The sequence below is a fragment of the Halomonas sp. AOP7-B1-5 genome, from assembly GCF_052353045.1.
GTDB classification, from domain to species: domain Bacteria; phylum Pseudomonadota; class Gammaproteobacteria; order Pseudomonadales; family Halomonadaceae; genus Vreelandella; species Vreelandella colorata.
The window spans coordinates 75250-88147 of the sequence record NZ_JBQTDC010000002.1 but is presented as its reverse complement, the minus strand read 5'-3'; the positions used below and the strand labels follow the sequence as shown (position 1 = coordinate 88147).

Below are 12898 nucleotides of genomic sequence, written 5' to 3'. Positions count from 1 at the left end.
ATCATTAACATCGATATTAAACGCCATACATTATAATAGCTTATTAGATTCAATCGGCCGTTTAAAAACGTTATCCAGGCCATTTAACCATTATCTAAAACATCAGTTGATATAGGTTATGGTTGAGCGCCATGCCTCCAACGTATGCTTTTTCGACTAAAGTAGTTTGATAAAGATTTCCACTGCGAGGCCTGTTGTCAGGGGTTTCGAAGGATAGACAGGGAAGTCATCGAAAAGCTGAGTGATCTAGGGAAGGTCTGAATAACTGCCGATATTCATCACCGCTCACTTGAGCCGAGAAAAAATCGAAAATTCAGACATTCTTCTCCCGTTCTTTGTGTATTTTTGCCCGTTTCCCGCTCATTGAGCGGAAAACGGGCGCAATCGCCCTATTCCCATAGGTATTTCTCACTGATCAGCAGGTTGCTGAACGCCGCCAGCAAGTGCAGGCGCTGAGTGTTTTTGGCCAGTCCACGATAGCGAGCCTTGCCATAACCAAAAACTTGTTTGATGTACCGAAAGGGGTGCTCCACCTTGGCACGGATACTGGCTTTGATTTTTTCGACTTTCTGTCGCCTGGCATCTAGCTGCTTGCGGGTGCCAGGCCGTTTGGCAATATACCAAGAGACATCGTTGCGGTGCTTGTGCTCGTCTCGTTTTTGAATACCAAGGTAACCGGCATCACCGAAGACGCGTTGCTCTTCACCGTGAAGGAGCTTATCGGCAGGCACAATGTCATGGACATTGGCAGCCGTGGTCTCAATGCTGTGAATCAACCCAAGCTTATCGTCGACACCTATGTGCATTTTCATGCCAAAGTGCCAAGAGCTACCTTTTTTAGTTTGGTGCATTTGCGGATCGCGCTCGCCTTTTTTGTTTTTGGTGGAACTAGGCGCAGAAATGATAGTGGCATCGACAATGCTCCCTTCGCGCAGCATCAGGCCATTTTTCTCCAGGTGGTTGTTCACTTCTTGGAACAGCACCTTGCCAAGGCCGTGGCGTTCCAGAAAATGGCGAAACTTGAGAATCGTGGTTTCGTCCGGCAATCGGTCCAGTTTCAAACCGGCGAATTGGCGCATGGACTCGATCTCGTAGAGGGCGTCTTCCATGGCCGGATCGCTCAGGTTGTAAAACAATTGCATGCAATGGACGCGGAGCATGGCAGACAGTTGATACGGAGGCCGCCCGCTCTCGCCCTTGGGGTAATAACGGGCTACCTTCTTCTCCAACTGCGTCCAGGGGATCAGCTTGTCCATCCGCTCCAGAAAGAGTTCGCGGCGGGTCTTTCGCTTCTTGTTCTGGTACTCGGCTTCTGAGAAGGTGATTTGATCCATGGCAGCACTGAATCCTATGCAGTTGACGATAGCCGTATTATCGCTGATGGCAGTGACTTTTTCAGAGCTTCCCTAGTTAAGCGTTATTAACCATGATAATCCAGGGAGGTTGAACATGGGCGGAGTGGCTTTGGGCGAGGTTACTACCGATACAAGCGAACCGGACGAGAGTCAAAAAGAAGTTGATAGGCACTTGAAGTTAACCGCCGTCAAAACTTCTTATATCTCTCATCAAGTAATTTCTGACTATTGTCCTGATCACAGTATTACTAAGGATCTTAATAATACTAAAATCGCTAAAAACGATAAAGTTAAACCAGACTCTCCACAACGCATTTTGTTTGTAACCACCGAGATTACCGATTTCGTTAAAGTCGGTGGATTGGGTGATGTTTCATCGGCTTTACCCAGGGCGCTATCGGTGCATCACGATGTGCGTGTGCTGATTCCTGCCTATCGGGAGATACTTGAATCCGAGTATGACATTATTCCTGTAGGCCACCTGCCCGCCTTCGCCGATTTGCCTGCGTGTGATATAGGCAAGATCACCTGCCAGGATGGGCTGATTCTGTATGTATTGCTCTGCCCCGAGCTTTATGACCGCGAAGGCACGCCCTACGGAATGGGCTCCAGCGGCTATGGCGATGGTCAGGATAAAGGCTGGCAGGATAACGATATCCGCTTTGCCAGACTCTCCCGGGCAGCGGCCGATATCGCCCTTGGCGAGGCAAATCTCGATTGGCAGCCCCAGCTATTGCACCTCAATGATTGGGCGTGCGGTTTGGCGCCGGCCTATATGCACTGGCAAGGGCAGTCCATTCCAAGCGTATTCACGATTCACAACCTGGCATATCAAGGCATCTTCAATGCCTCGCGCTTGAAAGCGCTCGGCATCCCCGATGAGGCGTTTCATATCGAAGGTGTCGAGTACTACGGCGACCTTTCGTTTATGAAGGCAGGTATCGTCTATGCCTCGCATGTCACGACGGTCAGTGCTACCTACGCCCAAGAGATCACTACGCCTAAATTCGGCTGTGGTCTTGATGGCCTGCTGCGCTGCAAAGCCGACCAGGGACTTCTGAGCGGTATCCCCAACGGTATCGATGACTCTTGGGACCCGCGTACGGATAGCCACCTGATTCAGGCCTTCTCCTCCAACGACTGGCGTGGTAAACGCGCCAATGCCGATCATGTCCGCCGTCATTTCGGCCTGTTGCCGAGCCAAGGCCCACTGTTCGTGGTGATATCACGGCTTGTTCATCAGAAAGGGCTCGACCTGACCATCAAGGCCGCCAAGGCGATTGTCGATGCTGGTGGTCAGATCGTGTTTATGGGCAGCGGCGAGTGGGATGTTGAGGAAGCATTGCGTGAGCTGGCCATGCGTTTTCAAGGCGCTATCGCTGCTTACATTGGTTTTGACGAATACCAGGCGCGCTGCCTGTTTGCTGGAAGCGACTTCCTGCTGATGCCGTCGCGCTTTGAGCCCTGCGGATTAAGCCAGATGTATGCTCAGCGCTTTGGCTCGCTTCCCATCGCCCACCGCACCGGCGGGCTTGCCGATACGATTGAGGATGGTGTAACCGGTTTTCTTTTCGACGACATGCAGTTCGGCAGCTACATGCGAGCGATTCAACGCGCTTTTGCAGTCCATAAGTCGACTGACCTGTTCAACGCCATGCGCGGCGCCGCCATGACGGGACGCTACCATTGGAAGCAATCCATCGTGCCCTACAGCAAGCTTTACCAGCAGGCACTTGAACAGGCGGACACTTTACAAGCAGGACATAAAACAGCGCTATCTCACTGAAGGAGTCGGCAAGGAATGTCTGACAGGACTCAGTTTCGAGAAACGGTTTTTCAGCCCACATGGGGCGCCCAGGTGGTCGAGGAAGGAGTCACCCGGTTTGTACTCTGGGCGCCGGACGCGCGCCGGGTCGATGTCGAAGTCGAAGACCTGCCAAGCGCCACCATGGTAAAGGTCGATGACGGGTATCTCTCTGCCGAGCTTGCCTGCGGCCACGGCGCTCGTTACCGATACCGTGTTTTCGGTGATGGCGACGATCAGGGCAGCCTGATACCTGACCCTGCTGCCCGCGCTCAGGCTGGTGATATCGACGGGCCTAGCGAAGTGATTGACCCAAACCATTACCAGTGGCGCAATCAAGGCTGGCAAGGGCGCCCCTGGCATGAAACGGTGCTTTACGAGCTGCATGTTGGCACGCTGGGTGGCTTCGAGGGCGTTCATCAACGCCTTCCCTACCTTGCTGAGCTGGGTATTACCGCCATCGAGCTAATGCCGGTCTCGGAGTTCCCCGGCGCGCGTAACTGGGGCTATGACGGCGTGCTGCCCTACGCAGTGGAAGCCTCCTACGGCAGCCCGGATGAACTGAAAGCCCTGATCGATGAAGCCCATGGGCTGGGCCTGATGGTATTTCTTGACGTGGTGTATAACCACTTCGGCCCTGATGGTAACTACCTGGCAAGCTATGCCAGCACGTTTTTTCGTGACGATATCGCCACGCCTTGGGGCCCCGCCATCGACTTTCGAAAGCCTCAGGTGCGCCGCTACTTTATCGACAACGCCTTGATGTGGCTTGAGGAGTACCGTCTGGATGGCCTGCGTTTCGATGCCGTGCATGCCATCAGCGAACAGGACTTTCTGGTCGAGCTGGCACAAACCGCACGCACCCGGATAGCCCCTGAGCGGCATGTTCATCTAGTGCTTGAAAACGAAGGCAACACCGCCAGCCTGCTCAATACTGAGCAGTTCAATGCCCAGTGGAATGACGACTGGCACAACGTGATTCATGTCCTCCTAACCGGTGAAACCGAGGGCTACTACAGCGATTTTGTCGACGATGCCACGGCCCGGCTGGCACGCTGTTTAAGCGAAGGGTTTATCTATCAGGGCGCGCAGACACGCCATGGCCATACCCGCGGCGAGTCTAGCGCTCATTTGCCTCCAACAGCCTTTGTGGCGTTTCTGCAAAACCATGACCAGACCGGTAACCGCGCTCTTGGTGAGCGGCTAAGCCATCTTGCAGACCCCGACGCCCTAGCAGCCGCCACGACGCTACTGCTGCTTTCACCCATGGTGCCCTTGCTGTTCATGGGCGAAGAGTGGGAGGCCAATCAGCCCTTTTTATTTTTCACTGAGCATAACGAAGAACTCGCCCAGGCGGTTCGCGCAGGACGCCGGGCTGAGTTTGCCGACTTCAACGCATTTCAAGATGAAAAGGCCCGCGAACGCATACCGGACCCTAATGCCCTGAGCACCTTCGAGGCGTCAATTCCCGACTTTGACGCCCGCGAAACGGCTTCCCATACGGCTTGTCTGGAACGCTATCGCACGCTTTTGGCCCTCCGCCATCAGCATATCGTTCCGCGCCTTCAAGGCGCGTGGGCCTTAGGGGCTAACCCCATCGGCGATAAGGCCGTGCTGGCCCGCTGGCAGATGAATGACGGCTACCAGCTGGTAATAGCGCTCAATCTGAGCCATCAGCCGGTTGCCGTAACCAATTCTGACGCTCAATCGCTGCTCGCTGAGCAGTGCTTATACGAAACACGTGAAGGAGTGGCAGCGTCTACCAAGAGTGGCCGCCTGCCCTCGGGGGCTGCTGCCGTGTGGCTGTTGGATGGGCCGGGTAACAGTGAGGCAAGCCGATGAACCATAAACTTACCCAGCTCGCTGAAGCGGCCGGATTATTGCTTGAATGGGAAAATAGCGACGGCGAACCGTGTCAGCTGTCTGAGTCGGTTCAGCGCACCCTGCTGGAAATACTCGGTTTTCCAAACGAGAGTGAAGCGGCATTGGATGAAAGCTTGGTGCGTCTGAAACGCCTGAACGCACCGGAAAGCCCGGCCGAGTGGCCACCGCTGATCACCGCTGATCTTGAGACGCCGATCACGTTGCCATCGCCACTGGCTCCCGGCACGGCATTTGTATTGATGCTTGAGCAAGGCAGCCGCGTAGAGGGCACGCTCGACCGCGACGGCACGCTGCCCGGCATTGAAGAAATCGGCTATCACCAGCTGCACATTGCCGATACCCAATTGACCCTGGCCGTCGCGCCGCAGCGGTGTTTCTTCCCTAATGGGGCCAGCGGTGAATCCACGCCCCGATTATGGGGTCTGGCCGCCCAGCTTTATGCCCTACGCCGCACGGGCGATGGGGGTATCGGAGATATCCTGGCGCTGGAGAACTTTATCGCCCCGGCGGCAACGCTTGGCGCAGATGCGCTGGCCATTAGCCCCACACACGCCATGTTCAGCGCTAACCCTGATAATTACAGCCCGTACTCACCTTCCACGCGGCTTCTTAACAATGTGCTGTATAGCGCGCCGGAGGCGCTATTGGGCGAAGACCGTGTTCGCGATGCCCAGGCACGCAACGGGCTACAGGCAGAACTTCGTCGCCTGGAAGCCGACGCTTTACTCGACTGGTTGGATGCAGCGCGAGCCAAGCTCTCCTGGCTGCGCTTTCTATACGATGATTTCATGGCTTGCGAGGATGAAGCTACTCAAGCCCTGCGCCAGAAAATGCACAAATTTCGTCAGACGGGGGGTGATTTACTGGAAGATCACTGCCGTTTTGAGGCCCTGCAACGCGAGTTCGGGCCCAGCAACTGGCGTGACTGGCCGGCAGCCCTTCGCGATCCTGCCAGCCCGGAAGTGGCCCGCTTTGCCGAGACCCGCGCCCACGAAATAGGTTTTCACGTCTTTCTGCAGTGGCTAGTCGCTGAAGGGCTATCGTGCGCCCAGTACGCTACTCGCGAAAACGGCATGGCAATAGGCTTAATTGCTGACTTAGCCGTGGGCGCCGACGCCGCGGGTAGCCAAACGTGGAGCCGCCAGGAAGATATGCTGGAAGGCGTTTCCATCGGCGCGCCCCCCGACCTGTTTAACGGCCAGGGGCAAAACTGGGGGCTGGCCGCCTTCTCGCCATTCGGACTGAAGCGCTCGGGTTTCCGTAGTTTTATCGATATGCTGCGTAGTGCCTTTGCGCATGCTGGTGGGCTGCGTATCGACCATGTACTCGGCCTGATGCGTTTATGGCTGGTGCCTCAGGGCGCTCCCGCCACTGAAGGCGGCTACCTGCGTTACCCATTCGACGACATGCTTCGTTTAGTGGCTTTGGAGTCCTGGCGTCATCGCGCCATCGTGATTGGCGAGGACCTTGGTACCGTGGCACCGGGCTTTCGCCAAAAGCTGGCGGCGCGCGGCATATTGGGCATGCAGGTGCTGTGGTTCGAACAGGACGAAGACAGCAACTATCTTGCCGCTAGCCGGTGGTCTGCGGATGCGCTGGCCACCACCTCGACCCATGATCTGCCCACCGTGGCGGGTTGGTGGGCGGGCCGCGATATTGAATGGCGCGACCGACTGGGTCTGTTTAAAGCCGACCAGAGCCTGGAAAGCGAGCAACAGGCCCGGCGCCACGAGCGCGCCAAGCTTGCCACTACGCTGGGGTTGCTAGGCAGCAAACCGACCACCCAGACCCTGGAAGCTGCCGACATTCCCGCCTCGCAGGTGCTGGATGCCTGTGCCCGCCATCTGGGCGGCACTTCTGCCCCCTTGGTATTACTGCCGGTAGAGGATGTTCTGGGGCTTGAAGAGCAGGCCAACCTGCCCAACAGCACGGCGGAACACCCCAACTGGCGTCGCCGTTGGGCAACGGATGCCAGTGACCTGCTGGCATCCGATGAAGTTCATCAACGGCTTGGCGCACTGGCGCTTTCGCGCAGCGGCGAGCTAAAAGAGCCGACCTCACAAACTGCCCTGCTTGGGAGGCCGACTCATGAATGAGATTCGTGCAACGCTTCGGCTCCAGTTTCATCGCGATTTTACGTTGGCAGACGCCGAACGCTGGGTAGACTACTACGCTGCTTTAGGCATCAGCCATATCTATGCCTCACCGCTGCAGGCGTCGCGCGCGGGCTCCCCACATGGCTACGACGGCGTTGACCCTACCCGCATCGATTCTGAACTGGGCGGTGAGGCCGCTCTGAAAAGCCTGGTTTCCCGGCTGCGCGCCCACAATATGGGATTGGTTCTGGATATTGTGCCCAACCACCTGGCGGTGGGCGGCTCGGAAAACCTGTGGTGGCAAGACGTGCTGGCCTGGGGTGGCGATAGCCCCTACGCCGGGTTCTTCGATATCGACTGGCATCCTGATATCAACAACGCTGACCCCACGCTTAACGGCAAACTGCTCGTGCCGTTTCTTGGCGCCGCCTATGCCGAAGTACTCAACTCAGGCGAATTGACGCTGGACTACGACGCCGAGGCGGCAAGCTTTCACGTCGATTATCACGAGCACCGTTTTCCCATCGACCCGCGCCACTACGGCGACATACTGCGTTTTTCCGAGCACAACGCGCTGTATGAGCAAGCGGCTTTTTTTGAAGCCCTACAGCAAGACGAAGACGCTTACACGTCTACCCAGGATGCGCGTCGCCAGTTAAACAAGGTGCTGGAATCACCCGCGGCCCAGGCGTCGCTCAGCGCCGTCATGAAACTGTTCAATGGTGCAAGTAATAATGCTGCTACTAGGCTTCATGCCTTGCTGGAACGTCAGCACTACCGCTTGGCATGGTGGCGCACCGCATCTGATGAGATTAACTGGCGGCGTTTTTTCGACGTGACCGAACTGGGCGGGCTACGCATTGAAGACCCAAAAGTCTTTGAGGCCGTACACGCCCTGCCATTACGTCTGGTCGAGGAAGGCTGGGTCGACGGCCTGCGAATAGACCACGTTGATGGGCTGGCCGACCCGCGGGGTTACTGCCTGCGCCTGCGCCAGCACCTGGATGCGCTAGAGGAAAAACGCCCGGCAGATGCGCCGCGCAATGTCACCTTGTATGTAGAAAAGATTCTGGGCGATGGAGAGACGCTGCATACTGACTGGGGCGTAGATGGCACCAGCGGCTATGAATTCATGAACGAGGTCTCGGGAATACAGCACGACCCCGCAAGCGCCGCTCCCCTACGCCAACTATGGCATGAAGTCAGTGGTCGTAATCCTGATTTTTCTGCCGAAGTGCGCCTGGCCAGACGCGAGATACTTGCTTCCTTGCTGGCCAGCGAATTTTCGGCCTGCGCCCGTGCCCTGCATGCTGTCGCGCGTGCTCAATTAAGCAGCCGTGATATTACGCTGGCCGCGATTCGCCGCGCCTTGGAAGCGTTGATTGTCCACTTCCCTATCTACCGCACTTATGCCGATGACACCGGCCGCCCCGATGCTGATCAACCCTTCTTTACCCAGGCAATGCAGGGTGCACGCCAAGCGCTTAACCCGCCGGACATTGGCGTTCTTGAAGCGCTTGAGCGCTGGCTAGGCGGTGAGGCACCGAGTGATTGCGCCAAGGATAACGAGCGCCAGCTGCGTCAGCGCGCGATTACCCGTTTTCAACAGCTGACCTCGCCGGTGGCCGCCAAGGCGGTGGAAGATACCGCCGGATATCGCAGCGCGGTACTGATTTCGCGTAACGATGTGGGCTTTGACGGTGAGCACTTTAGTCACTCCGCCGAGCACTTCCATCAGGCCAACGCCCGGCGTGCCCGCGACTTCCCAGGCTCAATGGTGACCACCGCTACCCACGACCACAAGCGAGGCGAAGATGTGCGCTCCCGGCTGGCCGCGCTGAGCGAGCACGTGGTGATGTTTACAAGCCAGGTAGAGCGTTGGCGGAAAATAGCCGCACCGCTACGCCAGTCGCTACCCGAGGGGCTTGCGCCTTCACCGGGCGATGAGCTGATCCTCTATCAGATTTTGCTAGGCGCCTGGTCGCCGACGCTCGATCCGCAGGACGATGAGGCGCTTGAGCACTTCAACCAGCGACTCGCCGAATGGCAATTAAAAGCCCTGCGCGAAGCCAAACTGCGCAGCCACTGGCTGTGGCCCGACGAGGCTTACGAATCGGCCTGCCGCACATTTTTAGAAGGGTTGCTGAGCACAGCGCCCCTGCGCGATTCGATTGTTGCTACCGCACGCACACTTGACCTTCCGGGCGCCATTAACAGCCTGGTACAAACGGCACTGCGCCTAACCGTACCCGGCGTGCCGGATCTTTATCAGGGAAGTGAGTTCTGGGACTACAGCCTGGTAGATCCGGATAACCGCCGCCCAGTCGACTATGGCTTACGACAAGCAGGGCTTGATCAGGCGCTGCCACCTACAGCCGCCCTGCGCACCTGGCGTGATGGGCGAGTAAAACAAGCACTGATTGCCCGGTTGCTCGAGCTTCGCCACCGCCATCCGCGGCTGTTCGCCCACGGCGACTACCACCCGCTTATGGCAGACGGCGAACGTGCCAATCACGTGGTGGCCTTTACCCGCCGCTATACCGGCTATCAATTACTGGTGGTAGTCCCTCGACTCACCGCCAACCTGCTGGATAACACCGACAGACCGCATATTCCACAAGAGCACTGGGAGGATACGTGCCTGCAACCGGCCCCAGGTTGCTGGCAAAGCGTTTTAACCGAGGCAACCCTGGAAGCAGGCAGCGCCGGCATTTCTGTTGCCAGCCTGCTTGCTGAGCTACCCGTGGGAGTTTTCCTGCACGCTGACCACACGGACAGCAGCACTGAAGCCCCGCCCTTCCATCAACACAGTGAATTATCGAAATAGGCATAGGGAGAGCTGAGATGACTGACGAAGAACGCGTACGTCAATTGGCCTACAGCATTTGGGAAGCTGAAGGGCGCCCCGAAGGGCAGCAGCAAAAACACTGGGACAGAGCGATCAAGATAGTGGCTGCCGAGCAGGCGGCAGGCAACGAAGCCGAGCTTGACGAAGTGGGCGAACCCATCGACGAAGCGCCCATTTTAGAGGATGACCTGCCTCTGGAAGAGGATGAAATGGGCATTCAGGAGAACCGTCTACCGCTTGAGGATCCCGATGGCGATCTGTCATTCGATGAAGCCCCCTTTCGCGACGATATAACGGTAGGCCAGGACGTGCCTGTGCAGGACGTGCCTGTCCAGGACCGTGGCCACCCGCCCCAGGAACCTACACCCGACGAGGCAGCCGGCTCAATGGAGCCAATGCCGGAAGAGTCGGCCACCGTAAAACGCGCCCAGCGCCCGCGCCGCAGCAGCGAGGCGCTAACCGCTACTGACGAGGCTGACGCCCCTCCACCGGCTAAAAAATCAACACGCGCTCAGCCCAAAAAGACGGCCGGATCAGGAAAGTCCGAGCCTACTAAAACAGTGACCAAGAAAACCGCGACCAAAGCGAAGAAACCAAGCGATCGGAAGTAAAGCGACCACGCATAAGAGCACTCAAAAGGCTCAAGGATGAATGAGATGCAGACAAGCCAAACCACGCGGGACGGCGATGACTCCGTTGCGACCGATGAAGCCTCCAGCGTCATGCGGCGCTCACGCGTGCATGAAGGATGGTCGTTTCCTCTGGGCGCCAACTGGGATGGCCTGGGGGTGAATTTCGCGCTATTTTCGGCGCATGCTACTCGGGTCGAGCTGTGCCTGTTTGATGAAACGGGCGAGCATGAGCTGGAACGCATCGAACTCCCCGAGTATACCGACGAAGTGTGGCACGGCTACCTGCCTGACGTGCGACCTGGTCAGCTCTACGGCTACCGTGTATATGGACCTTACGCACCCGAAGAGGGCCACCGCTTCAACCCCAACAAGCTGCTGCTCGACCCTTACGCCAAACAGATCGTGGGCGAGATCAAGTGGGACGAGGCGCTATTCGGTTACACCATAGGCCATCCGGATGGCGACCTGAGTTTCGATGAACGTGACAGTGCAGCGTTCATGCCGAAGTGCAAAGTAGTCGATCCGGCCTTTACCTGGGGGCGCGCCCGTGGAGTACAGCTCCCCTGGGATAAGACGATTGTCTACGAAACCCATGTTCGCGGTTATACCATGCGCCATCCGTCGGTACCTGAAGCGTTACGCGGCACCTTCGCCGGGCTGATGGTCAACGATGTGGTCGACTACATCCGCTCGCTGGGTGTGTCGTCGGTTGAGCTTTTACCCATTCACGCGTTTGCCGACGATCAGCACCTGCAAGAGCAGGGGCTACACAACTACTGGGGCTACAACACCCTGGGTTTCTTCGCCCCTCATTCGCGCTATTTATCCGGCGACAACGTCAACGAATTCAAGGAGATGGTCGCGCGCTATCATGCTGCAGGCCTGGAAGTCATTCTTGACGTGGTCTACAACCACACGGCTGAAGGTAACGAGCTCGGCCCGACGCTCTCCCTCAAGGGGATCGACAACGCCTCCTACTACCGCCTGATGCCGGACGAGCCGCGCTACTACATCGACGACACAGGCACCGGCAACACCCTGAACCTGAGCCATCAGCGCGTTCTGCAAATGGTCACCGACTCTCTGCGTTACTGGGCGACCGAAATGCGCGTTGACGGCTTCCGTTTCGATCTGGCGACCATCCTCGGGCGCGAGCCTCATGGCTTCGACGAAGGCGGTGGCTTTCTCGACTCCTGCCGCCAGGATCCTGTCCTGAGTCAGGTCAAACTGATTGCCGAGCCTTGGGACTGCGGCCCCGGCGGCTATCAGGTGGGAGGCTTCCCGCCGGGCTGGGCGGAGTGGAACGACCGCTACCGCGATACTGTGCGTTCTTTCTGGCGCGGCGACGAGGGCAAGCTTCCAGAGCTTGCCACACGGCTCATGGGCTCGGCGGATTTCTTCAAGCGCCGCGGCCGGCGACCGTTTGCCTCGGTCAACTTCGTTACGGCCCACGACGGCTATACCCTGTTTGATCTGGTGGCCTACAACGATAAGCATAACGAGGCCAACGGCGAGAATAACCAGGATGGCCACAGCAACAACCTGTCGTGGAACCACGGCGAAGAGGGCCATAGCGATAATGACGAGATTCAGGCGATAAGGTTACGCCAGATCCGTAACTTTATCGCCACTACGCTGTTTTCCCAGGGCACGCCCATGCTGCTGGCGGGCGACGAACTGCTGCGCACCCAGCAGGGCAACAATAACGCTTACTGTCAGGACAACGAGATCAGTTGGCTGGACTGGAACCTCGACGGTAACGCCCACGCCATGATCGAGTACGTGCGCCGAGTGACGGCGCTGCGGCTGCGCTACCCCATCCTGCGGCGCGGACGCTTCCTCTCGGGTGAATACAACGAGGAAATGGGGCTCAAGGAAGTGACTTGGCTGGCTCCGGACGGCAATGAAATGAGCGTTGAGCGTTGGGAGGATTCCGACGCCCGAACGCTGGGATTGATGCTGGACGGACGTGCCCAGCCCAGCGGCATTCGCCGTGCCGGTGCCGACGTTACCCTACTGCTGATTTTTAATGCTCACCACGACTCGGTGGCGTTTCACTTACCCGAAGCCCCTAGCGGCGGGGGCTGGCTATGCCGCCTAGATACCAGTTGGTCCACCGAGGACGATGCTGATGGCCAGCGTGCTTTTGGCCAACGCTCTTTTGGAGAGCAACATGTAATGGAAGGCCGTTCGCTGGCCTTGCTGGAGCTGGTTCAGCAGCCCGATAACGCCGTCACCTAGCCACGAGGTAGTGCGGAGATGCCCATTGGCATTTCCGC

Annotated in this window: 7 protein-coding genes; 6 read left to right on the top strand and 1 reads right to left on the bottom strand. The window is 57.7% G+C overall.

What is annotated here, in order from left to right:
* Positions 1–389 precede the first annotated feature (389 nt).
* A complete protein-coding gene (locus tag ACT3XD_RS01635) occupies positions 390–1334 on the bottom strand; it encodes an IS5 family transposase (RefSeq protein WP_101147219.1) in 945 nt (314 codons plus the stop codon).
* A gap of 115 nt (positions 1335–1449) precedes the next feature.
* On the opposite strand from ACT3XD_RS01635, the gene glgA reads away from it, so the two are divergent.
* Genes glgA through glgX form a run of 6 tightly spaced genes read left to right on the top strand, consistent with a single transcriptional unit; the run spans position 1450 to position 12860 of the window.
* Entirely contained in the window at positions 1450–3141 is a 1692-nt protein-coding gene (gene glgA / locus ACT3XD_RS01630) for a glycogen synthase GlgA (RefSeq protein WP_192537758.1), read from the top strand.
* Between the two features lie 15 nt (positions 3142–3156).
* Positions 3157–5001, top strand: a complete 1845-nt coding sequence (gene treZ, locus ACT3XD_RS01625; RefSeq protein WP_192537759.1) for a malto-oligosyltrehalose trehalohydrolase — start codon at positions 3157–3159, stop codon at positions 4999–5001.
* Complete coding sequence (gene malQ, locus ACT3XD_RS01620) at positions 4998–7139, top strand: 4-alpha-glucanotransferase (RefSeq protein WP_192537760.1); 2142 nt, start codon at positions 4998–5000, stop codon at positions 7137–7139. Before treZ ends, malQ begins: the two co-directional genes overlap by 4 nt.
* Positions 7132–9966 carry a malto-oligosyltrehalose synthase gene (gene treY / locus ACT3XD_RS01615; RefSeq protein WP_192537761.1) on the top strand — a complete coding sequence of 945 codons (2835 nt, stop codon included), beginning with the start codon at positions 7132–7134 and terminating at the stop codon, positions 9964–9966. The genes malQ and treY overlap by 8 nt, the downstream gene beginning before the upstream one ends.
* Positions 9967–9983: 17 nt before the next feature.
* The gene (locus ACT3XD_RS01610; RefSeq protein WP_192537762.1) at positions 9984–10598 is read left to right on the top strand and encodes a DUF2934 domain-containing protein; all 615 of its coding nucleotides are present in this window, start codon (positions 9984–9986) and stop codon (positions 10596–10598) included.
* A 45-nt stretch (positions 10599–10643) separates the two neighbouring features.
* Complete coding sequence (gene glgX, locus ACT3XD_RS01605) at positions 10644–12860, top strand: glycogen debranching protein GlgX (RefSeq protein ID WP_225736123.1); 2217 nt, start codon at positions 10644–10646, stop codon at positions 12858–12860.
* Positions 12861–12898 lie beyond the last annotated feature (38 nt).

Excerpts from the sequence above, each read along its gene's own strand:
- ACT3XD_RS01635 (WP_101147219.1), bottom strand. The coding sequence starts at position 1,334 with ATGGATCAAATCACCTTCTCAGAAGCCGAGTACCAGAACAAGAAGCGA.
- malQ (WP_192537760.1), top strand. The coding sequence starts at position 4,998 with ATGAACCATAAACTTACCCAGCTCGCTGAAGCGGCCGGATTATTGCTT.
- ACT3XD_RS01610 (WP_192537762.1), top strand. The coding sequence starts at position 9,984 with ATGACTGACGAAGAACGCGTACGTCAATTGGCCTACAGCATTTGGGAA.
- glgX (WP_225736123.1), top strand. The coding sequence starts at position 10,644 with ATGCAGACAAGCCAAACCACGCGGGACGGCGATGACTCCGTTGCGACC.
- treY (WP_192537761.1), top strand. The coding sequence starts at position 7,132 with ATGAATGAGATTCGTGCAACGCTTCGGCTCCAGTTTCATCGCGATTTT.
- glgA (WP_192537758.1), top strand. The coding sequence starts at position 1,450 with ATGGGCGGAGTGGCTTTGGGCGAGGTTACTACCGATACAAGCGAACCG.
- treZ (WP_192537759.1), top strand. The coding sequence starts at position 3,157 with ATGTCTGACAGGACTCAGTTTCGAGAAACGGTTTTTCAGCCCACATGG.